Annotated in this window: 23 protein-coding genes; 11 read left to right on the plus strand and 12 right to left on the minus strand. The window is 64.8% G+C overall.

The annotated features are described in order from the left end of the window. Positions 1 to 18 precede the first annotated feature (18 nt). Positions 19 to 1059 (plus strand): Ldh family oxidoreductase, encoded by a 1041-nt coding sequence (locus tag CAL13_RS08380; RefSeq protein ID WP_232467829.1) that lies wholly within the window; start codon positions 19 to 21, stop codon positions 1057 to 1059. Between the two features lie 21 nt (positions 1060 to 1080). After that, a complete protein-coding gene (gene garL / locus CAL13_RS08385; protein WP_086072068.1) occupies positions 1081 to 1854 on the plus strand; it encodes a 2-dehydro-3-deoxyglucarate aldolase in 774 nt (257 codons plus the stop codon). 279 nt (positions 1855 to 2133) lie between these two features. Here the strand turns inward: garL and rpsT are convergent, their stop codons facing one another. The 10 genes from rpsT to CAL13_RS08435 all read right to left on the minus strand — a co-directional run bounded on the left by rpsT (position 2134) and on the right by CAL13_RS08435 (position 9920). Then, entirely contained in the window at positions 2134 to 2397 is a 264-nt protein-coding gene (rpsT, locus tag CAL13_RS08390; protein WP_086057001.1) for a 30S ribosomal protein S20, read from the minus strand. An 82-nt stretch (positions 2398 to 2479) separates the two neighbouring features. Next, positions 2480 to 3472: a FecR family protein gene (locus CAL13_RS08395; RefSeq protein WP_086072069.1), complete on the minus strand. Its 993-nt coding sequence runs from the start codon at positions 3470 to 3472 to the stop codon at positions 2480 to 2482. 203 nt (positions 3473 to 3675) lie between these two features. Continuing rightward, a complete protein-coding gene (murJ, locus tag CAL13_RS08400; RefSeq protein ID WP_086057002.1) occupies positions 3676 to 5244 on the minus strand; it encodes a murein biosynthesis integral membrane protein MurJ in 1569 nt (522 codons plus the stop codon). Positions 5245 to 5289: 45 nt separating this feature from the next. Further along, on the minus strand, positions 5290 to 6048 hold the full coding sequence (locus tag CAL13_RS08405) for a 3-hydroxyacyl-CoA dehydrogenase (RefSeq protein ID WP_086057003.1): 759 nt from the start codon (positions 6046 to 6048) through the stop codon (positions 5290 to 5292). 27 nt (positions 6049 to 6075) lie between these two features. Beyond that, complete coding sequence (gene adk / locus CAL13_RS08410; protein ID WP_086072070.1) at positions 6076 to 6729, minus strand: adenylate kinase; 654 nt, start codon at positions 6727 to 6729, stop codon at positions 6076 to 6078. Between the two features lie 90 nt (positions 6730 to 6819). Next, a complete protein-coding gene (gene kdsB / locus CAL13_RS08415; RefSeq protein ID WP_086057005.1) occupies positions 6820 to 7584 on the minus strand; it encodes a 3-deoxy-manno-octulosonate cytidylyltransferase in 765 nt (254 codons plus the stop codon). Between the two features lie 6 nt (positions 7585 to 7590). Further along, positions 7591 to 7779 carry a Trm112 family protein gene (locus CAL13_RS08420; RefSeq protein ID WP_086073565.1) on the minus strand — a complete coding sequence of 63 codons (189 nt, stop codon included), beginning with the start codon at positions 7777 to 7779 and terminating at the stop codon, positions 7591 to 7593. A 10-nt stretch (positions 7780 to 7789) separates the two neighbouring features. After that, entirely contained in the window at positions 7790 to 8845 is a 1056-nt protein-coding gene (gene lpxK, locus CAL13_RS08425; RefSeq protein WP_086072071.1) for a tetraacyldisaccharide 4'-kinase, read from the minus strand. After that, positions 8842 to 9252, minus strand: a complete 411-nt coding sequence (locus CAL13_RS08430) for an ExbD/TolR family protein (RefSeq protein WP_086072072.1) — start codon at positions 9250 to 9252, stop codon at positions 8842 to 8844. The genes lpxK and CAL13_RS08430 overlap by 4 nt, the downstream gene beginning before the upstream one ends. Next, the gene (locus CAL13_RS08435; RefSeq protein WP_086059338.1) at positions 9249 to 9920 is read right to left on the minus strand and encodes a MotA/TolQ/ExbB proton channel family protein; all 672 of its coding nucleotides are present in this window, start codon (positions 9918 to 9920) and stop codon (positions 9249 to 9251) included. The genes CAL13_RS08430 and CAL13_RS08435 overlap by 4 nt, the downstream gene beginning before the upstream one ends. Positions 9921 to 10265: 345 nt before the next feature. Here CAL13_RS08435 and xseA point away from each other — a divergent pair, with 345 nt between their 5' ends. The 4 genes from xseA (at position 10266) to pcaF (ending at position 15273) form a co-directional block, all read left to right on the plus strand. Beyond that, positions 10266 to 11627 carry an exodeoxyribonuclease VII large subunit gene (xseA, locus tag CAL13_RS08440; protein ID WP_086072073.1) on the plus strand — a complete coding sequence of 454 codons (1362 nt, stop codon included), beginning with the start codon at positions 10266 to 10268 and terminating at the stop codon, positions 11625 to 11627. A 144-nt stretch (positions 11628 to 11771) separates the two neighbouring features. Next, positions 11772 to 12350: a superoxide dismutase [Fe] gene (gene sodB, locus CAL13_RS08445; protein ID WP_086057009.1), complete on the plus strand. Its 579-nt coding sequence runs from the start codon at positions 11772 to 11774 to the stop codon at positions 12348 to 12350. Between the two features lie 198 nt (positions 12351 to 12548). Continuing rightward, on the plus strand, positions 12549 to 13958 hold the full coding sequence (locus CAL13_RS08450; protein ID WP_086057010.1) for a chloride channel protein: 1410 nt from the start codon (positions 12549 to 12551) through the stop codon (positions 13956 to 13958). A 109-nt stretch (positions 13959 to 14067) separates the two neighbouring features. Beyond that, a complete protein-coding gene (pcaF, locus tag CAL13_RS08455; protein WP_086057011.1) occupies positions 14068 to 15273 on the plus strand; it encodes a 3-oxoadipyl-CoA thiolase in 1206 nt (401 codons plus the stop codon). Positions 15274 to 15470: 197 nt separating this feature from the next. Here the strand turns inward: pcaF and CAL13_RS08460 are convergent, their stop codons facing one another. Both CAL13_RS08460 and CAL13_RS08465 read right to left on the minus strand, forming a co-directional pair. Beyond that, a complete protein-coding gene (locus CAL13_RS08460) occupies positions 15471 to 15968 on the minus strand; it encodes a DUF192 domain-containing protein (RefSeq protein WP_086072074.1) in 498 nt (165 codons plus the stop codon). Positions 15969 to 16063: 95 nt separating this feature from the next. Continuing rightward, positions 16064 to 16309: a cold-shock protein gene (locus CAL13_RS08465; protein ID WP_006220277.1), complete on the minus strand. Its 246-nt coding sequence runs from the start codon at positions 16307 to 16309 to the stop codon at positions 16064 to 16066. 224 nt (positions 16310 to 16533) lie between these two features. Here CAL13_RS08465 and clpS point away from each other — a divergent pair, with 224 nt between their 5' ends. From clpS to CAL13_RS08490, 5 genes are all read left to right on the plus strand, one after another. Further along, positions 16534 to 16848: an ATP-dependent Clp protease adapter ClpS gene (gene clpS, locus CAL13_RS08470; RefSeq protein ID WP_086072075.1), complete on the plus strand. Its 315-nt coding sequence runs from the start codon at positions 16534 to 16536 to the stop codon at positions 16846 to 16848. Positions 16849 to 17353: 505 nt separating this feature from the next. Beyond that, positions 17354 to 19657, plus strand: a complete 2304-nt coding sequence (gene clpA / locus CAL13_RS08475; RefSeq protein ID WP_198297750.1) for an ATP-dependent Clp protease ATP-binding subunit ClpA — start codon at positions 17354 to 17356, stop codon at positions 19655 to 19657. Further along, entirely contained in the window at positions 19657 to 21009 is a 1353-nt protein-coding gene (locus CAL13_RS08480; protein WP_086072077.1) for a paraquat-inducible protein A, read from the plus strand. The genes clpA and CAL13_RS08480 overlap by 1 nt, the downstream gene beginning before the upstream one ends. A 19-nt stretch (positions 21010 to 21028) precedes the next feature. After that, a complete protein-coding gene (locus CAL13_RS08485; RefSeq protein WP_086072078.1) occupies positions 21029 to 22717 on the plus strand; it encodes a PqiB family protein in 1689 nt (562 codons plus the stop codon). Next, complete coding sequence (locus tag CAL13_RS08490) at positions 22714 to 23370, plus strand: PqiC family protein (protein WP_086072079.1); 657 nt, start codon at positions 22714 to 22716, stop codon at positions 23368 to 23370. Before CAL13_RS08485 ends, CAL13_RS08490 begins: the two co-directional genes overlap by 4 nt. The last annotated feature ends 142 nt before the right edge of the window (positions 23371 to 23512 follow it).

The following is a 23512-nucleotide window of genomic DNA, read 5'->3' on the forward strand; positions in this document are numbered from 1 at the left end:
GTGCTGAGTGCGTGGGGCATGCAGCCGGACCTGGCCGGCACGGCCGCCGATCTGATGGCCGAAACCGATCTGCTCGGCATCGATTCGCATGGGATTTCCATGCTGCCCAGTTACGAGCAAAAAGTGCTGGCCGGGACGCTGGCCATCGCCGCGCGTCCCCGTGTGGTACGCGACAGCACGGCCTCGGCGTTGCTGGACGGCATGGGCGGCCTAGGCTATCCCGCGGCCGAGCAAGCCATGCGCATGGCAGTGGACAAAGCGCTCGAGCACGGGGTTGGCGCGGTCGCGGTACGCAATTCCCACCACTTCGGCGCTGCGGGGGTTTACGCCCGCATCGCCGTCCGCCGCGGCGTCGTCGGGCTGGTGACCAGCAGCGCCAATGGCGTCATCATGGTTCCGACCCATGCGGCCATGCCGATGCTGGGCACCAATCCCATCGCTTTCGCCGCGCCGGCGGCGCGCAACGAACCCTTCGTTCTGGATATGGCGACCACCACCGTCGCGGCCAATAAGGTGAAGGTATACGACTTCCATCGCAAGCCGCTGCCGCCAGGCTGGGCGGTGGACGAACGTGGCGAGCCGGTTACCGACGCCGCGCAGGCCATGACATATATCTTCGATCGTCCAGAAGGGGGCTTGACGCCGCTGGGCGGCACTCCGGCCATGAGCAGCCACAAAGGCTATGGGCTCGCCATGATGGCGCAGATATTGGGATCCACCCTGAACGGCAGCGGTTTCGCCGCCGTGCATGCCAAGCGGCGGCAGCCCGGCGATCCCGACAATATCGGCCATTTCTTTCTTGCCTTGAATCCGGACGCGTTCCGCGACGCGGGCTCCTTCGAGGCCGATCTGGACGAGATGATCGACGCCATGCATGAAGCGCCTCGCGCGCAGCCGGACGTGCCGGTGCAGGTGGCCGGCGAACCGGAAGCGCGGGAGCGGGCCCGCCGGGAACGCGAAGGCATCCCTATCCCAGCGGCGCTGGAAATGCGTCTGCGCGAGATATGCGAACGCTGCCGCGCCGACTTCGTACTTGCGCCCATGGCTGCCAAAGCCTGATCCCGCTCACCCACAGATAGGATCACGACGATGACTTCACCGCTCCCCAACCGCTTTCGCCAGCGCATTCTCGCGCGTGAACAGGTGATTGGCTTCTGGATGTGCATGGCCAGCCATATCACCGCCGAACTGGCCGGCCTGGCGGGCTACGATTGGCTGCTGCTGGACGGCGAGCATTCGCCCAACGACGTCCCCATGTTCCTGCAGCAATTGCAAGCCTTGCAGGGCAGCGACGCGGCGCCCGTGGGCCGCCCAACCATCAACGATCCCGTCGAGATCAAGCGGCTGCTGGATATCGGGTTCTACAACCTGCTGATTCCTTTCATCGAATCCGCGGATGAAGCGCGCCGGGCTGTCGCGGCCACGCGCTATCCGCCGGCCGGTATTCGCGGCGTCGCGGGCATGCAACGCAGCAACCGCTACGGGACCGTGCCGGACTATCTGCAGACCATCAACGACAACATCTGCGTACTGTTGCAGATCGAGAGCCGGCGCGGCATCGAGGCGGTAGACGAAATCGCCGCGGTGGAGGGCGTGGACGGCATCTTCATCGGTCCTTCGGACCTGGCCGCGGCGCTCGGGCATATCGGAAACCCTGCGCACCCCGACGTGCAGGCGGTGATACGGCATCTTTACGAGCGTGCGTCCGCCCATGGAAAGGCGGTGGGGATACTCGCCCCGGTACCGGCGGACGCGCGCCGCTATCTCGATATGGGGATGCACTTCGTCGCCGTGGGGACCGACCTGGGCGTGTTCAAGCAGGCGACGTTCGCGCTGCGGGAGAGCTTCCGATAGGCGTGTAGCGTCTGGCCGGCGGCTCGCCAGACGCACGGATAGCCACCGGCGAATCGAAAACAAAAAGGACGTCCCTTGGAGCGCGCCGAAGGTTGGAGCTGTACAGCCAACCTGGGAGGCGCCGTTCACACGGGGCGTCCTTTCGATTTGCCGAGAGGTTCGCGCAAAGCTCGCGGGCAGGCGTGCCGTTGCGCGCGAAGTCGCTTGTTCGACTGAATGCTTTTGTCGCGAGCCAAGCCCGGCGGCGAAGCAGCCGGGGCTTAGTTGCAATCAGCCGGATCAGGCCAGCGACTTGACAGCGGCCGACAGGCGGCTCTTGTGCCGAGCAGCCTTGTTCTTGTGGATGATGTTCTTGTCCGCGACGCGGTCGATCACGCTGGTCGCCTTCTGCAGCACGGCAGTCGCGGCGGCCTTGTCGCCGGCTTCCACGGCTTGGCGCACGCGCTTGATGGCGGTGCGCAGCATCGAGCGCAGGCTGGAGTTGTGCTTGTTGCGTTCCACCGATTGGCGGGCACGCTTGCGAGCTTGGGCGGTATTGGCCATGTTGCGAGTATGTTAGAAATTCGGCAAAGCTCGCTATTTTAGCAACTATGGCCCGGATTGCAAGCTTTACGCGTTGGCCGGGCTACGAGGACAGCACGTCGATCGTCACGAGCCACGGCGTGATGCGACGCACGGTGATGGGCATGCTCCGCTCCAGCGTGCCCAGGGTGGCGTCCGTATCGTCCAAGGGGAACTGTCCGGTCACCGGCAGGCCCCCGGCCGCCATGGATACGCGCAGCATCCCGCTACGGTACGGCCGCAGCGCCGCCACCACTTCCGCAAGGGGCCGGTTGCGCACCGCGATCCATCCTGTTTCCCACGCCGCGTCGGCAACCAGCTCCGGACGCGGCGTATCGACGCGCGCATCGTCGAAGCGGGCCCCCATCCCGGCGCCGACAACACCGCGCGCCTTTGAGAGCGTTTCGACCTCCACTTCGTGCTCATGCACGACGACCAGCGAGCGGCGCGCCTGCTGGCGCACCATGAAACGGGTGCCGAGCGCCCGGACGGTGCCTTGGTCGGTGGTCACAGTGAACGGGCGGTTGGGGTCATGGGCCACGGAGACGGTGACGGCGCCTTCCAGCAGCCGGACATTGCGAACGGCGCCTGCAAAGTCCAGGCGAACCCTGGAACGTGCGTCCAGAAGCATCTGGCTGCCGTCCGAGAGCCTGTACAGGCGGCGTTCCCCGGTGGCAGTGGCGGCGTCGGCCGTCAGGTTGTGCAACGGGTAGACCTCGTTCAGCCCGATACCGGCCGCGGCCGCCATGCCCAGCCCGAGCGCGCCAGCCAGCAGGCGGCGGCGCGTACGGTTCACCCGCAAATGGCGGGGTACCAGGGCTTGGGATCCATAGGACGCGGCAGGCGGCGCGGCGGCACCGCTGCCCGGGGTTGCAAAACCGATGGGGTAGAAATCGCTGAGACGCCCGAAAGATGATCCGAGCGCCGAGGTCAATTGCTGCCAGGCGCTCTCGTGAAGGGGATTCTCGGCCCGCCACGCCAGGAAGTCGGCGTAATCGGATTGGGAGGCGCGGCCGGAACGCAACAGCAGCAGCCAGTTCACGACCTGGTCTGCCACGGGCGTCGATCTGTCCGGAGGGGCGTCCTTTTCCAAAACGGGGTCCGAGGGTGAGCGAGTCGGGGTGTCGAATTGTAAATATTAAAGCGTTTTATCAAGAACCGGCCAAATTTGCCAGTGGGGTAAGCAAAAAATCGGTCTTCCGGGCAGGCGCAGCCGCCGCCGAGACACTGGCTGGGCGGCCGGGTGGCTTGAATGAATGGCTATGCAGGCTTGATGGCGCGCCTGCGGGTGAAGTCCCGCGGGCGGAAGCCGCACAATGCCAGTACGCCGAAGTAAGCGAAGGCGCTGGCTGCCAGGACGGCGGCAAGCAGCAGGATGCGCTGGCCGCTGTGCGCCTGCAGCGCCAGCCAGTTCAAACGCGCGTCTGCGTACAGGAGCACGCCTGCAAGGGCGGCCAAGGCCGGCAGCAGGCGCAGCAGGAACACGCTCCAGCCGGGTGCGGGGCGGTAGACGCCCCGCTTGTGCAACACCCACAGGAGCAGGGAGGCATTGATGCACGCGCCCAGGGCGATCGCCAGCGCCAGCCCCGCGTGCGCAAGGCGGGGCACCAGGATCAGGTTCAGGCACTGCGTTGCCACCAGGGCGACGATCGCAATCTTGACCGGCGTCCGGATGTCCTGCCGGGCATAGAAGCCCGGCGCCAGGATTTTTACGGACAGCAGGCCAATCAGTCCGACCGAATACGCCATGACGGCGAGCCGGGTCTGCAGGACATCCCGGACGGCAAAGGCGCCGTAATGGAACAGGGTGGCCACCAATCCGTCGGCCAGCAGCGCCATGCCGAGTGCGCTGGGCAAGCCCAGCAGCAGCGTCAAGCGCAAGCCCCAATCAAGCAGTGCGCTATAGGCGTCGCCATCCGCGCGCGCATTCGCGGCCGACAGGCTAGGCAGCAGTACGGTGCCCAGCGCCACGCCAAGCAGCGCGGTGGGAAACTCCATGAGGCGGTCGGCATAGGAGAGCCACGTCACGCTTCCAGGCGGCAGCCACGTCGCGATATTGGTGTTGATCAACAGCGAAATCTGGCCCACGGAGACGCCCAGGATGGCAGGCAGCATCTGCTTCAGGATGCGCCGGACGACGGGGTCGCGCCACGCTTCCCGCACCCGCAGGCTGTACCGTGGCACCAGCCCGAGCCGCGCCAGTGCGGCCCATTGGATGGCCAGTTGCAGCACGCCGCCTGCCATCACGCCAATGGCCAGTGCGTAGACTGGCGGGTCGTAGCGGGGCGCCAGCCAAAGGCACGCCGCGATCATGCTCAGATTGAGAAGCACGGGCGTGAACGCAGGTACCGCGAAATGGCGCCAGGTATTCAGCACGCCCGACGCGAAGGCGACCAACGACATGCACAGGATGTAGGGAAACATCGCCCGCGTCATCCACACGGCGGCATCGAACGCGTCCGCGCCGGCCTCGCCTCGCAGCCCGCTGGCCATCGCCGTCACCACCCATGGGGCCAGCACGATACCCGCCGCAGTCACCAGCATGAGCGCGCAGGTCAGCAACAGCGCCACACGGTCCAGCAGATGGCGTACCGCTTCTTCGCCGTTCCTGGTTCGCGCATCGCCCAGGATCGGCACAAACGCCTGGGCGAAGGCGCCTTCCGCGAACAGGCGGCGCAGCAGGTTGGGGATCCGAAAGGCTACCCAGAACGCGTCGGTAAGCGGCCCTGCGCCGAAGGCGCGGGCCACCAGCACGTCTCGGATCAGGCCGGCGATTCGGGACAGCAAAGTGAAACTGCTGACCGTGGCGGCCGATCGCAACAAACTCATGGCGTAGACGGGTCTATGTGGCCGGGCGGCGAAGGTTCGACGTGCTTACTTGGGCGGCATGCGGATCGCGCCATCCAGACGGATCGTTTCGCCGTTGAGCATTTCGTTCGTGATGATGCTGTGCACCAGCTTGGCATAGTCCTCGGGACGGCCGAGCCGGGCGGGGAAGGGGATGCTGGCGGCCAGAGAATCCTGCACTTCCTGCGGCATGCCGAAAATCATCGGCGTGCCGAAAATGCCGGGCGCGATCGTCATGCATCGTATGCCGAGCTTGGAAAGGTCGCGTGCGATGGGCAGCGTCATGCCAGCCACGCCGGCCTTGGACGCGGCATAAGCGGCCTGGCCGATCTGGCCGTCGTAGGCGGCAACAGAGGCGGTATTGATCAGGATGCCGCGTTCGCCAGTGGGTTCCGGCGTGTTGGCGCTCATGGCGTGGGCGGCCAGGCGCATCATGTTGAAACTGCCAACCAGATTGATGGCGATGACTTTCTGGAAAAGGTCCAGGGGGTGCGGGCCGTTCTTGCCCACGATGCGCGCGGCCGGCGCGATCCCGGCGCAGTTGACCAGGCCGAAGAGCGGGCCCAGCGCCGTGGCCGCGGCCACGGCGGCCTGCGCATCGGACTCCTGCGTGACGTCGCAATGGACGTAATGCTGCCCGAGTTCGGCGGCCAGGCTGCCTCCGGCTTCGTCCTGCACGTCCGCGATGACGACACTGGCGCCGTTGGCCGCCAGCATGCGAGCCGTTCCGGCGCCAAGGCCCGAGGCGCCGCCCGTGACGATAAACACCTTATTCGCGATTTCCATAAATGCGTTCCCCTGCCTGATCCGCTGCTAGCCTTGAAGCGCGTCGAACAACCGCGTACGGATTTCGTCCACGGCGCCCACGCCCGAGATCTTGCGATAGCGGGGCGCCTGGGAATCGGATTTCGCCCAGTTCGCGTAGTAGTCCACCAGGGGGCGGGTTTGTTCGCGATAGACCGACAGACGGTGGCGTACGGTTTCTTCCCGATCGTCGTCGCGCTGCACGAGCGGCTCACCGGTCACGTCGTCCTTGCCTTCCGCCCGGGGGGGATTGAAGCGCACGTGATAGCTGCGGCCGCTGGCGGGATGCACGCGCCGTCCGCTCATGCGTTCGATGATGTCTTCTTCAGGAACTTCGATCTCCACGACATAGTCCAGCTTGACGCCTGCGTCCTTCAAGGCGTCTGCCTGCGGGATGGTGCGCGGGAAGCCATCGAAAAGATAGCCCTTGGCGCAATCCGGCTGGGCCAGCCGGTCGCGCACAAGGCCAATGATGATTTCGTCGGAAACCAGACCGCCTGCGTCCATGACCTTTTTGGCTTCCAGGCCCAAAGGCGTCCCGGCCTTGACCGCCGCACGTAGCATGTCTCCCGTGGAAATCTGCGGAATGCCGAAATGCTGGGTGATAAAACCGGCCTGGGTGCCTTTACCGGCGCCTGGCGGGCCGAGCAGGATGAGACGCATAGGAACTCCTGAGGATGTAATTCTTTTGTTGGGCCCGATTATGCCGCATCGCGCATCGCGAGCTTGCCTGCGTGCGGCTGGACGAATCCCTTATAACGCATTTGCATAGTGGGCACGAACGCGCTCCAGATCGGCAGGGGTGTCGACCCCGGCAGCGGGCGCGTGCTGCACCTGGTGCACCAGAATCGTGTAGCCGTGTTCCAGGGCGCGCAATTGTTCAAGTGATTCGAAACGTTCCAGAACGCCTTGCGCCAGGCGCGGGAAGCGGCGCAGGAAGTTGGCGCGGTACGCGTAAAGGCCGACATGGTGCCATGCGGGCAGCCCCTCGGCCATCCGCCGTTGGCCGTCGGCCAAGGCATCGCGCGCCCAGGGGATGGGCGCGCGGGAAAAATACAGCGCCCGCCCATCGGCGGCGCACACCGCCTTGACCACGTTGGGATTGAACAGGGCCTGCGCGTCCGCGACCGGGCAGGCGCAAGTCGCGATGGCGGCGTCCGGGCGGCTGGCAAGCAGGCCGGCGACGGCGTCGATCAACGCAGGCTCTATCAGCGGTTCATCCCCTTGCACGTTGACCACAATGGCGTCGTCAGCCAGTCCGAGCAGATCTATTGCCTCTGCCAGCCGATCCGTGCCGGTGGGATGGTCCGCGCGCGTGATGAGGGCCTCATGGCCGTGCGCCTGCGCGGCGTCCGCGACCCGGGGGTCGTCGGTGGCGACGAGCACCCGGCTGGCGGCGGACAGGCGCGCGCGATCCGCGGTGCGCACGACCATGGGTTTGCCCGCGATATCTGCGAGCGGTTTGTCGGGAAGCCGGGTGGAGGCGGCGCGCGCCGGAATGATGGCGATGAAATCCACGATGCCCTACGACGCGTCGGCGCCGCGCTCGGCATCGAGATTTCTGGCTTCGCTTTCCAGCATGACCGGAATACCGTCACGCACGGGATAGGCCAGCCGGTCCGCCACGCAGACGAGCTCGGCCTGCGGACGATCGTAGCGGAGAGGGCCCTTGCAAATGGGGCAGACGAGTATATCGAGCAGACGGGATTCCATGATCGGCATTTTAGTTATCCCCGCCGCGGCGCGCCACTCGGCCCACGCGCGCCGCGATCCAGTCGAAAAAGTCCGGATCGGAAAACCGCGGTGTGACCGGCACGGCCCATAAACGGTTATCGCCCAGGCCGCTGCACTTGATCGCATCCTTGGCCGTCACCAAGATCAACCCGGCCTTGATTCCGGCAAAGGGCGATTGCGCATAACTGTAATGGTCGGGCAGCGGCAGGGTGGTTTCAAGGGCGACGCCGGCCGCCCGCAGCGTGGCGAAAAAACGGTCGGGATTGCCGATGCCGGCGGCGGCGGCAATTCCGCCAGCGCCGTACTCCGCCTGCAGTTCCCACAAGGCGCGCAGGCTGCCGTCGCGCAGATTCCAGGCTTCGCCGGGCTCCATCCACATGCTGACCTGCCGGGGGGGCGAAGCGCCGCCTGGGGCAGCGGGCGGCGGCGAGGCGGTGTTCGTGACAATGGCGTCGACGTGTTCAAGGCGGCTTGCGGGTTCCCGCAAGGGCCCCGCGGGCAGCAGCCGGCCATTGCCGGTGCCGCGTCCGTCCTGAACGACGATCTCGACGTCGCGTGCCAGCGCCAGGTGCTGCAGACCGTCGTCCGAAACGATGACGTCGACGTCCGGGAAGGCGCCGAGCAGGGCGCGGACTGCTCGGGGCCGGTCCGGATGGATGCCGACCGGCGCATCGGTCGCGCGGGCAATCAGCGCGGGCTCGTCGCCAAACCGCTCCGGCGAAAGGTCGCCGCGCCCGGTCCGGGCCAGGGGGCCCACCTTGACGCCGTAGCCACGGCTGACCACCCCTGGCGTCCAGCCGCGTTCACGCAAAGCTTGAACGAGGGCGATCACCACCGGCGTTTTGCCCGTGCCTCCCACGTAGATGTTGCCTACTACGATGACCGGCACCGGCGCACGGTAGGCCTGGCGCCACCCGCGCCCGTAGAGCGCGCGCTTTCCAACGACGGCGAGCCAGGCCAGGCCTGACAGGGGCGCGAGCAGGCCGGACAGCCATCCGCCGTCCTGCCACTGGCGCTGAAGGAGCGTGCGGGCGATCTGGCTCACCGGGCGAGCTGGGTGGCGAAATTGACCCGGGCAATGCCCGCCAGGCGTGCCGCTTCCATGACGTTGACGACGGTCTGGTGCGTCGCAAGCGCATCGGCATTGATCACCAGCACCGCATCGGCCTTGCCGGCGACGGCCTGCCGCAGGGCCTCGGCGATTTCCTCCGTGCTGGTGGCTTCGAGAAGCGTGCCGTTCAATGCGTAATGGCCGTCTTGACTGATGGCGACTTCGATGGGCGCCGTTGCGCGCTGTTCCGCCGTTGCCTGCGGCAGTGTGACTTTCAACTGGCTGAAGCGGGCGAACGAAGTGGTGGCAGCCAGAAAGATCAGGATAACCAGCAGGACGTCGATGAGCGGGATCAGATTGATCTCCAGCTCGTCCTCGCGGCGATGATTGCCGAAATTCATGCCAGCGGATCCTGGACCGGCGCGGTGCGAGGCGTGAACAACGGTTCGTCTTCGTCGACGCGGCGCCGCGGCGGCGCCGCCAGTATCCGCGCCGTGCGGGAAGCGGCCGCTTCGAGCATATGCAGATAGTCGTCGACCCGGCCGCGGAAATAGCGGTGGAAGATCATCGCGGGAATGGCGATCAGGATGCCGAAACCCGTGTTGTACAGGGCCACCGAAATGCCATGGGCGAGTTGCGCCGGATCGCCGCCCGTAGGGGAGTACGAACCGAAGATATCGATCATGCCGACGACCGTGCCGAACAGGCCCAGCAGCGGCGCCACGACGGCAATGGTCCCGATGGCGCTGACATACCGGCCCAGTTCATGGGCCACCGATCGCCCCGTATCCTCGACGGCCGTGCGCATTTCGTCGCGCGGAAGGTGACGCTGGCGGAGAACTTCGGCCAGGACGCGGCCCAGCGGTGAACTGCGTTCGAGGCGAGCGATGGCTTCCGGCGTGTCCTGGCGGTTGCGGACCATGTCCAGCACCTGGGTGACCAGCCCGGCTGGCGCCACTTGGCTGCGGCGCAAGCTGAAGAACCGCTCCAGAATCAGCGCCAGGCAAAGGACGGAAGTGGCAAGCAGGGGCCAGATAGGCCAGCCCGCATCACGGAGGACGGACAGCAAGAACACGCTCCAGAAGTCCCATGGGGACCGGACGATCGGGGGAAGGGAATCAGCGCACTGTAACGGCCCTTGGGCCGCGCTGGCAATAGCCGGAACGCGCGGAAACTATCCACATTTTTTGTGGATAATTCTGTGTAAAACCGCTTGCGCGAGCTTGTTTTGCCGAGGCCCGCGTCGGCGGCGCAAAAATTGAGCAAAACGGCGATTTCGGTTTTTTCGCTTTAAAATCAAGCGCTTATAGCTTTGTCTTAAAGAAAAAACCTACACATTGCAAAAATAGACCTCCGCGGGACCTTCCACCCAGTGTTTTCGCGCCCTGTGGACAGGTTTTGCCCGGAAACCCTTATGACAGTTGAATTTCAAATCAAAGAAGCCGTATTTGCGGGCGAAATCCTCACGGTCGGCCAGTTGAACCAGGCCATCGGCGAGCTGCTGGAACGCAGCGTCCCCATGCTTTGGGTGCGTGGCGAGATCTCCAACTTCACGCAGGCTGCGTCCGGCCACTGGTATTTCACGCTGAAGGACAGCCGCGCCGCGGTTCGAGCCGTGATGTTCCGCAGCCGCGCCATGGCGGTCGGCTTCGTTCCCCGCGCGGGCGACAAGGTGGAATTGCGTGTCCGTGTCTGCCTTTACGAGCCACGCGGGGACTACCAGCTTCAGGTGGAAGCAATGCGGCGGGCGGGTCTGGGGGACTTGTTCGAAGCCTTCCTGCGTTTGAAGCAGAAGCTCGAAGCAGAAGGATTGTTCCAGGCGGAACGCAAACGCTCGCCGGCGTCCTTGCCGCGCGCAATCGGGGTTGTCACCTCGCTGCACGCAGCCGCCCTGCGCGACGTACTTTCCGCATTGGCGCGCCGCGCCCCCCAGGTGCCGGTCGTAATCTACCCGGCGCCCGTGCAGGGAGCCGATGCCGCGCCGCGCCTTGCGGCGGCCATTTCCGCGGCCAACCGGCGCGCCGAAGTTGACACCCTGCTGCTGGTGCGCGGAGGCGGAAGCATTGAGGATCTTTGGAGCTTCAACGACGAAGCCCTGGCGCGGGCCGTCGCGTCCAGCGAGATCCCGGTGATCAGCGGCGTCGGCCACGAGACGGATTTCACCATCGTCGATTTCGTCGCCGACGTGCGGGCGCCCACGCCCACGGCCGCTGCGGAACTTGCCTGCATCCCCAGGCTGGATCTGTACAACCGCGTGATGAGCCTGGCGGGCGCTTTGGTCCGCACGCAGGAACGCCGGATGGACCGCTTGGCGCAGCGCCTGGACCGGGCAGCCGCGCAATTGACGTCGCCGGCACAGCGCCTGGCGCATCAGCGCGAACGCTTGGCGTCCTTGCGGCACCGGCTGCTGGCGGCGTGGGCGGCGCCGCAGGCACGCCGGCGCGCCCGTGTCGAATTGCTGGTGGCGAAAGTGCTGCATCGCGGTCCGGACCTGGGCAGGGCGGCCGATCGCCTGCAGGAACGCATGCGCCGTTTGCAGCAGGCGCAGCTGCGGCTGCTGCAAAGCCGGGCGAGCCGGCTCGAAACACTCGCCGGCCATCTGCGTGCGTTCGATCCCCACCAGGTGCTGGCGCGGGGTTATGCCCTCGTTCGCACCGAGGATGGGCGCGTGATCCGCGACGCTGGCGCGCTGACCATGGGCCAGAAGCTCGACGTCACGTTGGCCCGGGGGCGTGCCGAAGTGGCGGTCGTGCAGCCACATCCCGGCCGTGACTGACACGGCGGCGAGCGCTCCGCGGCCGCCAGTTCGAGGGGCGATTCGGCGTTTTCCCCGCGTCGAGCAGGGGTAAAGACATACGCCAGGAAAGTGCCGATACAATGTCCGGCTCGATCGTGCACTCAACCAAGAAGGAACCCAAATATGGCGCACACGCTTCCCCCCCTGCCGTACCCGATGGATGCCTTGCAACCGCACATCTCCAAGGAAACGCTGGAGTTCCACTATGGCAAGCACCATCAGACCTACGTCACGAATCTGAACAACCTGATTCCCGGCACGGAGTTCGAAAACGCCTCGCTGGAAGACATCGTGAAGAAGTCTTCGGGCGGCATCTTCAACAATGCGGCGCAGGTGTGGAACCACACGTTCTACTGGAACTGCCTGAAGCCGCAGGGCGGCGGCGCGCCTAGCGGCAAGCTGGCGGACGCCATCAACGCGAAGTGGGGCAGCTTTGACGCCTTCAAGGAAGCCTTCAACAAATCCGCCGCCGGCAACTTCGGTTCCGGGTGGACATGGCTGGTGAAGAAGCCGGACGGTTCCGTGGACATCGTCAACACGAGCAATGCCGCCACCCCGCTGACAACGGCCGACATCCCATTGCTGACCTGTGATGTGTGGGAGCACGCCTACTACATCGACTACCGCAATGCTCGTCCCAAGTACCTGGAAAACTTCTGGGCGCTGGTGAACTGGGACTTCGCGGCGAAGAACTTCGGCTGATCCGCTCCCGGAATGAAAAGGCCGCTGCGGACGCAGCGGCCTTTTCATTTGCGAGCCACGCTTCCGGATTCTGTCGAGCGGACGGCTGCGCAATTTTGAATTGTTGCGCGTGCGGCGGCTGCTTCGGGACATAAGCGATGGCGCCGCGCCGGCCAATGGTATGGTATCGCCCTCATTCCGCTGCATATCTCGATCGCCATGTCCCAGTCTCAATCGGTGCGCAAGGCGCGGGCGCGTGTGCGCCGTGCGCTGCGCCGCAAGCGCCGCCAGGCGGCCCGCTTGTCGCGAAAGTCGGTGCAGATGGCGCTGCTGCTCGGCGGCGCCGCCTTGGTCTCCCTGGTGTCTCTCGGCTTTGCGCAATTGGCCGACTTTGCGTTGTCGTGGAATGCGGCATGGATGTCACGCGCAGGCTGGCTGGCCTTCATCCTGCTGCCCGTTGGAATGGCGGTTATCCGCTGGCTGACGCTGCGCCTCGCTCCGAACGCATCGGGCAGCGGCATACCGCAAGTCATCGGGGCGCTGTCTCTGCCGCCGGGGCCGGGCCAATCCAGCCTGGTGTCGTTGCGGCAGACCATCTGGAAAATCCCGCTGACCTTTCTGGGGATGCTTGCGGGCGCATCCATAGGACGCGAGGGGCCGTCCGTACAAGTGGGCGCGGCCGTCATGCTGGCTTGGGGCCGATTCTGGAAAAACCGCCGCTTGCCTCTGCAGGGCTTTCATCACAATGAGTTGATCGCCGCGGGTGCGGCAGGCGGCTTGGCCGCCGCGTTCAACGCGCCGTTGGCGGGCGTCATCTTTGCCATCGAGGAACTGGGCCGGGGCACCGTGCTGCGATGGCAGCGTCTGGTGCTGATAGGCGTGCTTGCATCCGGCTTCATGGTAGTGGCCCTGGCTGGGAACAATCCGTATTTCGGCGTATTTGGCGGCGCGCCCGTTTCCAATATGGTGGGATGGGTGCTGCTGTGCGGGGTGGTCAACGGCATGATGGGCGGTATTTTCGGCCGCCTGCTGGGCAAGGGGCCGACGGTGCTTGTGCCTGCGTCTTGGCGCGCCAGCGTGCGTGCGCATCCGGTCTGGACGGCATTCGCGCTCGGCGTGCTGCTGGCGGCGCTCGGCTTCGCCATGGGCGGAACGACCTACGGCACCGGCTATGGCGCGGCTGCCCGATTGCTGTCAGGCCAGGAGCTGGGTCATGAAGGCTTCGGTTTCGCCAAGCTCGCCGCGACGCTGGCTTCGTACTGGGCCGGCGTGCCGGGCGGTATCTTCACCCCGGCGTTGACGATCGGGGCCGGCATCGGCGAGCACGTCTGGCAAGTGGCTGGCCATCCGGTGGATCAGCGCGTCCTCGTCCTGATCTCGATGGCGGCGTTTCTCGCCGCCGCGACGCAGGCTCCCCTGACGGCCAGCGTGGTGGTCATGGAAATGACTGGCAGCCAGCCCATGCTGTTCTGGCTGTTGCTGGGCTCATTGACGGCTTCGCTGGTGTCGCGCCAGTTCTGTCCCCACGCCTTCTACCATCTGGCGGCAGGCCGTTTCCGGCGTCAGGCGATCGTCGAGGCAGGGCGGGCGGTGCGGCACGGCGCCCCACCCGGCCACGCCGCCGGTTGACGTCCATTGGGTAGACGCCGTCCATGGCATGGACGGCCGCATGGCAGTCCTCCGGGTCATGGAATCGCGCTGGGCTACCATTTCGCTTCACATCTTCAGAGAGCGAGACATGACAGAGCAAGCCTATATCTGCGACGCCGTCCGTACGCCTTTTGGGCGCTATGGCGGCGCCCTATCGTCCGTGCGGGCCGACGACCTGGCCGCCATCCCGATCAAGGCGCTGATGGCGCGCAACCCCGGCGTGCAGTGGCAGGAGCTCGACGACATCATCTTTGGCTGCGCCAACCAGGCAGGCGAGGACAACCGCAACGTCGCCCGCATGGCCGGGCTGCTGGCCGGCCTGCCGGTGGAAGTTCCGGGATCGACGGTGAACCGCTTGTGCGGTTCGGGGCTGGACGCGCTCGGTACCGCCGCGCGCGCCATCCGGCTCGGTGAGGCGGGTCTGATGCTGGCGGGCGGGGTCGAAAGCATGAGCCGCGCGCCGTTCGTCATGGGCAAGGCGGAAACGGCGTTTTCGCGCAATGCGGCAATCTACGACACGACGATTGGATGGCGCTTCGTCAACAAGCTGATGAAGGCGCAATACGGCGTCGATTCGATGCCGGAGACGGCCGAAAATGTCGCTACGGATTTCAAGATATCCCGTGAGGACCAGGACCGCTTCGCGCTCGCCAGTCAGGAAAAAACGCTGAAGGCGCAACAGTCAGGGTTTTTCGACGCGGAATTGACCCCGGTATCCATCGCGCAGAAAAAGGGCGATGCCATTCTGGTGGATAGGGACGAACATCCGCGCGAGACCAGCCTGGAGGCCCTGGCGCGTCTGAAGGGGGTGGTGCGCGAAGGCGGTACTGTCACCGCGGGCAATGCATCGGGCGTCAATGATGGCGCGGCTGCCTTGCTGCTCGCCGGCGAGGCGGCGCTGAAACGCCACGGTTTGAAGCCACGGGCGCGGGTGGTCGGAATGGCCACCGCCGGCGTCCCGCCGCGGATCATGGGTATCGGACCCGTCCCGGCAACGCGCAAGGTGCTGGCCCTGACCGGTCTGACGCTGGAGAAGATCGACGTCATCGAACTGAACGAGGCGTTCGCCGCGCAAGGGCTGGCGGTATTGCGCGAACTCGGACTGCAGGACAACGATCCGCGCGTCAACCCGAATGGAGGCGCGATCGCCCTGGGGCATCCCCTGGGAGCCAGTGGCGCCCGCCTGGCCACGACCGCCGTCAATCAGCTGGAGCGCAGTGGCGGCCGTTATGCCCTGTGCACCATGTGCATCGGCGTGGGGCAGGGCATCGCCGTGATACTGGAGCGGGTCTGAAGACGCTGTGGAACTGAACGGCAGCGCCAACAGTTCACGATAACGGCGCGAGACCCGCGCTGTCCGCTCAGGCGATACGGCGCGGGCGGTCAATGCCGGATTTCCCGGCGGTATTAAGCGGCAATAAAAAGCGATTATGTCGCGAAGCCATTGCAGGATGCCATGCCGCTGTTTGTTATGTATTCTTGTTCATACAATTAAGGCAGCCCGTCGATTTTCTTTCCCACCGTAATCCCATGATCGGCAAACCAGCCCTGTGCCATTTCAAGTGCATACCGCACTGGTTTGCGCGAACAATGCGTATCGTCGGTTTGCGGCGCCATGTCTTCGATATTGACGATGGCGCCGTCGTCGGCCATGAAGGCGATGGAGAGCGGCTGCGGGGTGTTGCGCATCCAGAAGCATTGGCGATCCGGCCTATCGAAGACGAACAGCATCCCGTCATTGCCTTCCAGGGGCTTGCGGAACATCAAGCCGCGCTCTCTCGACTCCTCCGTTCGGGCGACTTCCGCCTGGATGACATGGATGCCGGCCGAAAGCTGGGTCTTCGGCAGCGTGGGCTGGGCCTCGATGAAGGTCTGCGCGATGGCGGGCTGGGCGGTGGCGCACACAAGCGCGGCAGTCAGAAAGACCGCGGCGGCGCGCTTTCCCTTCGAATTGTTCTGGGTTTGCGGCAAGACAGGACCGTTATGCATGATGGCTACGAAAGGACGACGCAAAAAAGGCGGGGCGTGAGCCGCCCCGCCTTCGTATGGTACTCGAAGACGTCTATGAAGCCACGCCTGAGCGCTCAGGCCGCGGTAATGTTCAAAGCCTGTTTGCCCTTGGGACCCTGGATGATCTCGAATGCCACCTTTTGGCCCTCTTTCAGGGTTTTGAACCCATTCATCTGGATGGACGAGAAGTGCGCGAACAAGTCTTCCCCACCGTCATCGGGGGTGATGAACCCAAACCCTTTCGCGTCGTTGAACCACTTCACGGTACCCGTGGATTTTGGATTGTCCCCCTGGACAGCGGTTGCGGTCGTATCAGACATGCGGACTGCCTCATAAATCATATGTTGACAGAAGGGCTCCCCGGCCGGGCCGTCTCCCCCCCTCTTTTCCAAGTGCCTAACAGCCAGTTGAAAGCGCTTAGAATGGCTGGATAATGCGCCGCTTTTCTGAGGCGAGTCAAGTATGGAAACTACGCATTTCTACATGTAAAAAGGGCTCGTCCGCGATACTCGGTAATCCAGCATTAAATAAAATATCAGCAGCCATGAGCAATAGTACGGATACTCAGCATGACCTGGTCGTGGAGAAGGAGAGCGCGCGTACCGCGCCGCCGCCCATGTATCAAGTCGTCTTGCTCAACGATGACTACACGCCGATGGAGTTCGTCGTCGGCGTCCTGCAGAAGTTTTTCGGCAAGAGCGAGGAAGAAGCCACTCGCATCATGCTGCAGGTGCACCACGAGGGGCGCGGCGTATGCGGGGTATATCCCCGCGACATTGCTGCGACCCGCGTTGCTCAGGTGGCCCAATACGCGCGCGCCAAACAGCATCCCCTCCAATGCGTCATGGAACCGACTTAAATCCCGGACGCCTTCGCCGTCGCTTCTGAACACTGGTTTCCTCATAATCTCGCCCGGCTTTATCGGAACCGATTGGCCGAGCGGCGGCATTGCCCCGGTCCCAGCTTCGCCATGGGTTATGCTAGACCGCAGCTGCCAAAGCGCTGCGTTTTTCTTAGGTATGCTGGTTCCATGTCGAAACCGCGCCTGACGGCGGGGCATCGCGCCGCTTGATTTCGGCCGGGCCAGCACCACATCAAAGAAGGAGCAGGTCTTTCGGCCTGCACCATAGCGGCCCGCCGGCCGCAGTTCGCTCCCGACGCGGCGCGGGGTCGGGCCATCACAGACTTGCCGTACGGTCATCCCACTTTTCTGGTGTCGCTGGCGCGCGACGGTCGGTATGCCCGGGGTCATGGACAGCCCCGGCGTTACGATCGGATCGAATTTGAAATCGCTGGCGTTACGCCCCGATAGGCATAGAATATGTCTTGTGTTTTTGTCCGCTTCGATGCGTTATGGAGGAAGCGTGATTTCCCAAGAGCTTGAAGTAAGCCTGCATATGGCTTTCGTCGAGGCCCGATCGGCCCGGCACGAATTCATTACAGTAGAGCATCTGCTGTTATCGCTGCTCGACAACGCTTCCGCGGTGGAAGTGCTGCGCGCTTGCGCGGCGAATCTGGACGACCTGCGCCGCAACCTGCGGCAGTTCGTCAATGAGAACACGCCTGTCATTCCCAGCGGCGCCGAAGTGGACACGCAGCCCACGCTCGGATTCCAGCGCGTGATCCAGCGCGCCATCATGCACGTGTCGGCGGGCGGCAGCGGCAAGAAGCCGGTGACCGGCGCCAATGTGCTGGTGGCGATTTTCGGGGAAAAGGACTCCCATGCCGTGTACTACCTGCAGCAGCAGGGCGTGACCCGGCTCGACGTGGTCAATTTCCTTTCGCACGGGATCACGAAGCAGCCGCAAGTCGAATCGGCCGCTTCCCAGAAAGACCAGCAGCCCAATCCCGAGGAACAGGGCGAATCGCGTCAATCGCCACTGGACCAATACGCTACGGACCTGAACGCGGCGGCCCTGGCGGGCCGCATCGACCCGCTGATCGGCCGCGAGTCCGAAGTCGAGCGCGTCATCCAGGTGCTGTGCCGCCGGCGCAAGAACAACCCGCTGCTGGTGGGCGAGGCCGGCGTGGGCAAGACCGCCATTGCCGAGGGCTTGGCGTGGCGCATCACGCGCGGCGAAGTGCCTGAAATCCTGCAGTCGGCGCAGGTCTATGCGCTCGATATGGGCGCCTTGCTGGCTGGCACCAAGTACCGCGGCGATTTCGAGCAGCGGCTCAAGGGCGTGCTCAAGCAATTGCGCGGCAACCCTGACGCGATCCTGTTCATCGACGAAATCCACACGCTGATCGGCGCGGGTTCCGCATCGGGCGGCACGCTGGACGCCTCGAATCTCCTGAAGCCGGCCCTCTCTTCGGGGCAATTGAAGTGCATTGGCGCGACGACGTACACCGAGTATCGCGGGGTCTTCGAAAAGGATCACGCCCTGTCGCGGCGGTTCCAGAAAATCGACGTCAGCGAACCCAGCGTGGAGCAGACCGTGCAGATCCTGCGCGGCCTGAAGACACGGTTCGAAGAGCATCACAATGTGCGCTACTCGTCCGCGGCGCTGCTGGCGGCCGCCGAACTGTCCGCCCGGCACATCAACGACCGTCATCTGCCCGACAAGGCCATCGACGTGATCGATGAGGCCGGCGCCGCTCAGCGCCTGTTGCCGCGGTCCCGGCAAAAGAAGGTCATCGGCAAGGTCGATATCGAAAACATCGTGTCCAAGATCGCGCGCATTCCGCCGCAGTCGGTCTCCAACGACGACCGCAGCAAACTGGCGACGTTGGAGCGCGATCTGAAAACCGTGGTCTTCGGCCAGGATGCGGCCATCGAGGCGCTGTCGGCGTCCATCAAGATGGCGCGGTCAGGCCTGGGCAAGCCCGAAAAACCGATCGGCGCTTTCCTGTTTTCTGGCCCCACCGGCGTGGGCAAGACCGAAGTGGCTCGTCAGCTTGCCTTCACGATGGGTGTGGAGCTGGTGCGCTTCGATATGTCGGAGTATATGGAGCGCCACGCCGTATCGCGGCTGATCGGCGCGCCTCCGGGATATGTCGGGTTCGATCAGGGCGGCCTGCTCACGGAGGCCATCACGAAGCAGCCGCATTGCGTGCTGCTGCTCGACGAGATCGAGAAGGCCCACCCGGACGTCTTCAATATCCTCCTGCAGGTCATGGACCATGGCACGTTGACGGATAACAACGGTCGCAAGGCCGACTTCCGCAACGTCATCTTGATCATGACGACAAATGCAGGCGCCGAAACGCTGAACCGGCCCTCCATCGGGTTTGCGAACTCGCGTGTCGTGGGCGACGAGATGGCGGAGATCCGCCGCATGTTCACGCCGGAGTTCCGCAACCGCCTTGACGCGATCATCCCGTTCTCGCCGCTGTCGCGCGAAATCATCCTTCGTGTGGTGGACAAGTTCCTCATGCAGCTGGAAGATCAGCTGCACGAACGCCGCGTGGACGCGGTATTCACCGAGGCCCTGCGCGAACATCTGGCCAAGGAAGGATTTGATCCTTTGATGGGCGCCCGTCCGATGCAGCGCCTGATCCAGGACACCATACGCCGCGCGCTGGCGGACGAGCTGTTGTTCGGCAAGCTCGTCGATGGCGGGTCGGTCACCGTGGACCTGGACGAGGACGGCAAGGTCAAGCTGACTTTCGGCGACAAGCCGCCTTCGGACGCGCCTGACGCGCAGGAAGTTGCTTTGGCGGATTGATGGCCGGCCAGTCCCCCCTGATCTCCTGCGAACATTGCGGCAGCGTCTATCGCCGTCAGGAGCTCGGGCCGGGTGAGCAGGCAGGCTGCGTCCGTTGCGGCGCGGTCCTGTGGCGTTATAGCAGTCTGACGGTATCGGGGTGGCTGGCGCTTGCGCTCGCCGCCCTGATTGTTTTTCTGATCTCCAATGCCTATCCCGTCGCCATCATGCGGGTGCAAGGCATGGTGCAGCAGGCATCCCTGCCTCAGGCCATCCTGGTCACCTGGCGACAAGGTCATGAAGCGGTCGCCGCGATGGCGGGACTGGCGGGCTTCGGGCTGCCGCTGCTCCAGTTGCTGTTGTTGGTCTGGACGCTTTATCCCCTGGCGCTCGGCGCGCGCCCGGCCGGCTTCACCACGGCAACGCGGCTGCTCGGCATGCTGGCCCCGTGGAGCATGGTGCCCGTGTTCCTGCTCGGGGTGCTGGTCGCCGTGGTCAAGCTGGCGGGCATGGCATCCGTGTCGCCCGGTGTGGGCCTGGGCGGTTTTGCGCTGCTTACCGTCCTGCTTACCATGTTGGGGCGGCTTTCGCCGCATATGCTGTGGCACTTCGCCGAACACGCCGGCGTTGTGCCGTCCCACACGGCCGAACCGGCGCCGGGCGAGGCCCTTACCAGTTGCGCGGTGTGCGCCCAGGTTCAGGCTTTGCCGGCGGCAGACCCGGAAGCGCAGCACCAATGCGTCCGGTGCGGCAGTCCGGTGCATCTGCGCAAGCCAGACCACCTGGCGCGGACCTGGGCGCTTCTGATCGCGGCCAGCATCCTTTATATCCCTGCCAACGTGCTGCCGGTCATGAACATCGACTCGTTGCTGGGCGATAGCGCGCACACCATATTGGGCGGCGTCATCGAACTGTGGCAGACCGGATCGTGGGACATCGCGGTGATCGTATTTGTCGCAAGCGTAATGGTGCCTCTTACCAAGCTGCTGGCGCTGGCCGTTCTCGCGATACGGGTCGGGCGCGGCGATACGGCCAATCTTCGGCAGCGCACGCGTCTGTACCGCATGGTGGAATTCATCGGGCAGTGGTCCATGTTGGACGTCTTTGTGGTTATTCTCCTGTCCGCGCTGGCGCAGTTCCAGGGACTGATGGACATCAGCGCCGGCGCGGGGGCCGGCGCCTTTGGCATGGTGGTAATCCTGACCATGCTCGCGGCCATGAGCTTCGATCCCCGCCGCGGCTGGGACGCGGCGGCGCAGGAGCCGTCACGTCCTGCGGCCTCGTCGCGCGACGCTCAGGCACGCGCGGTGCTTGCCGGGGACGCTTCGGCCCCAGCCACAGCGGCCGAAGGCGGCGGCCGTTCACAATCATAAGGAATAAGGAAGCAGCAGCATGTCCGACCCAGTACCGTCCGGAGGAAGCCCAGGAATCCGGACTCCCGAGATTACGCGCCGAAAGCGTCATATCTCTTGGATCTGGCTTGTCCCTATCGTTGCCGCACTGGCGGGCTTGTCCCTGCTGGCCCGGGCGTGGTGGGAATCAGGCCCCACCATTACCATCACATTCAATACCGCCGAAGGGCTGGAAGTCGGCAAGACCCGGGTACGGTACAAGGACGTCGACATCGGCACGGTCAAAAGCATCCGCTTGAGCGAAGACCGCTCCAAGGTGATCGTCAAGGCCGAACTGGTGAAAGACGCGGCCAGCATTGCGCGCGAGGGCACGCAGTTCTGGGTGGTGCGGCCCCGGCTCGGGCTGAGCGGCGTGTCGGGGCTCGGCACCCTGCTGTCCGGCGCCTATATCGGCGTCGATGCGCCGAATGGAAAAAAAGAGTCGGCGAGCAGCGCTTCCGAGGAAGAGAAAACCGAGTTCGTAGGGCTGGAATCGCCTCCGGAAGTCACGCATGACCGGCCTGGCAAGCGCTTCACGGTACGGGCAACGGACCTTGGATCCCTGGACGTTGGATCGCCGGTCTACTACCGCCGCATCAGCGTGGGCCAGGTCATCGGCTATCAATTGGACAGCACCGGCCATTACGTCAATATCCAGATTTTCGTCGATGCGCCGAACGATCGGTTCGTCACGGCCGACACCCGGTTCTGGAACGCGAGCGGTGTGGACTTCACGCTGAATGCGGACGGCTTGAAGGTGCGGACGCAATCGCTGCTGTCCGTTGCCGTGGGCGGAATCGCATTCGGCCAGCGTGATGACGATAAGCCGGCGCCGCCCGCCAAGGCCGACACGGTCTTTACTTTGTACGGCAACGAAACCGCGGCCCAGGCAACGCCGGATGGAGAGCCCTTCGCGGTGGTGATGCGCTTTGACCAATCCATACGCGGATTGAGCGTCGGTGCGCCCGTTGACTTCAACGGCGTCGGGCTCGGCCAGGTCGATTCCATCACCATGGATTTCGATACGGAATCCAAGCGGTTCTTCGCGCTGGTGCACGCGACGCTGTACCCGCAACGTCTGGGGCCGGTGTACCAGCGGGTACGCGCGCTTGCCGAAAGCGAGTCGAGTCCTGGCGACGTGCATCCCGGCGGCCGCCTGCTGGCCGCCATGATCAATCATGGCCTGCGGGCGCAGTTGCGCAGTTCCAATCTTTTGACGGGGCAGCTTTACGTCGCACTGGACGTGTTCCCGAACGCTCGCGCGGTCTCCTTCACCATGTCCGATCCGGCGCAGATCCCCACAATGCCGGGCAACCTGGACCAGCTGCAGCAGCAAATCAGCAGTATCGCCACCAAGCTGGACAGGATCCCGTTCGACAAGATCGGGCAAGATCTGGAGCGGACGCTGGCCAGCGCATCTCGCGTCATGAGCAAGCTGGACAAGCAAGTGGCGCCGCAGGCAGAAGCAATGCTCAAACAGGCGAACAAGTCCTTGGCGGATTTGGGAAATCTTCTCGCGCCTGACGCCGGCTTGCCGATGAATGCGCAGCGGGCGATGGACGAACTGGCGCGCGCGGCCCGGTCGCTCCGCGCGCTGGCGGATTACCTGCAGGCAAACCCGGAAGCGTTGGTCCGCGGCCGCGGTCCGGATCCCTTGCCCGGCACCACCATCAATCGGAATCGACCATGAAGACTGTTCCCGGAATGGCATTCAAGTCGGCGCTTCTCGCAGCCGCCTTCGGCTTGGCAGGTTGCGCGACGTCGCCGCCGGTGCATTACTACACCTTGCTTTCCAGCGAGACTCCGCAGGCCGGGAACGTACAGCCCCCCGAGGCGGGTTATCTGCTGGAGGTCGTGCCTGTCACCGTGCCGCCGCAAGCGGACCAGCCGCAAATCATGATTCGAGAAGCGGGCGGTGGCGTCAGTGCGTATTACTCGGACCGATGGACCGCCCCCCTGGGCGACGAGATCCGCGGCGCGCTCTCCTACAACCTGGTGCGCATGCTCGGGGCGATCGACGTGCAGTCGATCAATGCCCCGGCCCAGGCGCCGGTGTGGCGCGTGCAAGTGGATGTCCAGCGTTTCGACGCGATGGCGGGCGGCGCGGCTATCCTGGATGCCACCTGGCGCATCCGGCCGTTGAACCTGGGGGGCGCGGCATTGCTTTGCCGCACGGTGGTACAGGTGCCGCTGGGCGGCGGCAGGCCGGCCGACGCGGCCGGCGCGCAACAGCGGGCTGTCAGTGAGCTGGCGGCGACGATCGCCACCGGCATCCGGGCGGGCGGTGCCCGCGCCGAGCCAGCCAGCGCGGCGGTGCAACTCAGCGGGTGCAGGGCAGGGTGATGGACCCATCCCGTAGCGCTGCGCGCTTCCCCCTAGAGGGGGCGCGCCGGCGGACCGGGGGAGCCGGATCCGCGGCGCCCCGGTGGGCGCCTTCTGGCTGGGAAGTTGCTTTGGTGACCTAGGGTTAACCTTAATACTCGGA

It is taken from the genome of Bordetella genomosp. 9, from assembly GCF_002119725.1.
Taxonomy (GTDB): Bacteria; Pseudomonadota; Gammaproteobacteria; order Burkholderiales; family Burkholderiaceae_B; genus Bordetella_C.

Excerpts from the sequence above, each read along its gene's own strand:
- CAL13_RS08380 (WP_232467829.1), top strand. The coding sequence starts at position 19 with ATGCAGCCGGACCTGGCCGGCACGGCCGCCGATCTGATGGCCGAAACC.
- rpsT (WP_086057001.1), bottom strand. The coding sequence starts at position 2,397 with ATGGCCAATACCGCCCAAGCTCGCAAGCGTGCCCGCCAATCGGTGGAA.
- murJ (WP_086057002.1), bottom strand. The coding sequence starts at position 5,244 with ATGAGTTTGTTGCGATCGGCCGCCACGGTCAGCAGTTTCACTTTGCTG.
- CAL13_RS08405 (WP_086057003.1), bottom strand. The coding sequence starts at position 6,048 with ATGGAAATCGCGAATAAGGTGTTTATCGTCACGGGCGGCGCCTCGGGC.
- adk (WP_086072070.1), bottom strand. The coding sequence starts at position 6,729 with ATGCGTCTCATCCTGCTCGGCCCGCCAGGCGCCGGTAAAGGCACCCAG.
- CAL13_RS08420 (WP_086073565.1), bottom strand. The coding sequence starts at position 7,779 with ATGGAATCCCGTCTGCTCGATATACTCGTCTGCCCCATTTGCAAGGGC.
- CAL13_RS08430 (WP_086072072.1), bottom strand. The coding sequence starts at position 9,252 with ATGAATTTCGGCAATCATCGCCGCGAGGACGAGCTGGAGATCAATCTG.
- xseA (WP_086072073.1), top strand. The coding sequence starts at position 10,266 with ATGACAGTTGAATTTCAAATCAAAGAAGCCGTATTTGCGGGCGAAATC.
- sodB (WP_086057009.1), top strand. The coding sequence starts at position 11,772 with ATGGCGCACACGCTTCCCCCCCTGCCGTACCCGATGGATGCCTTGCAA.
- CAL13_RS08450 (WP_086057010.1), top strand. The coding sequence starts at position 12,549 with ATGTCCCAGTCTCAATCGGTGCGCAAGGCGCGGGCGCGTGTGCGCCGT.
- pcaF (WP_086057011.1), top strand. The coding sequence starts at position 14,068 with ATGACAGAGCAAGCCTATATCTGCGACGCCGTCCGTACGCCTTTTGGG.
- CAL13_RS08460 (WP_086072074.1), bottom strand. The coding sequence starts at position 15,968 with ATGCATAACGGTCCTGTCTTGCCGCAAACCCAGAACAATTCGAAGGGA.
- CAL13_RS08465 (WP_006220277.1), bottom strand. The coding sequence starts at position 16,309 with ATGTCTGATACGACCGCAACCGCTGTCCAGGGGGACAATCCAAAATCC.
- clpS (WP_086072075.1), top strand. The coding sequence starts at position 16,534 with ATGAGCAATAGTACGGATACTCAGCATGACCTGGTCGTGGAGAAGGAG.
- CAL13_RS08480 (WP_086072077.1), top strand. The coding sequence starts at position 19,657 with ATGGCCGGCCAGTCCCCCCTGATCTCCTGCGAACATTGCGGCAGCGTC.
- CAL13_RS08485 (WP_086072078.1), top strand. The coding sequence starts at position 21,029 with ATGTCCGACCCAGTACCGTCCGGAGGAAGCCCAGGAATCCGGACTCCC.
- CAL13_RS08490 (WP_086072079.1), top strand. The coding sequence starts at position 22,714 with ATGAAGACTGTTCCCGGAATGGCATTCAAGTCGGCGCTTCTCGCAGCC.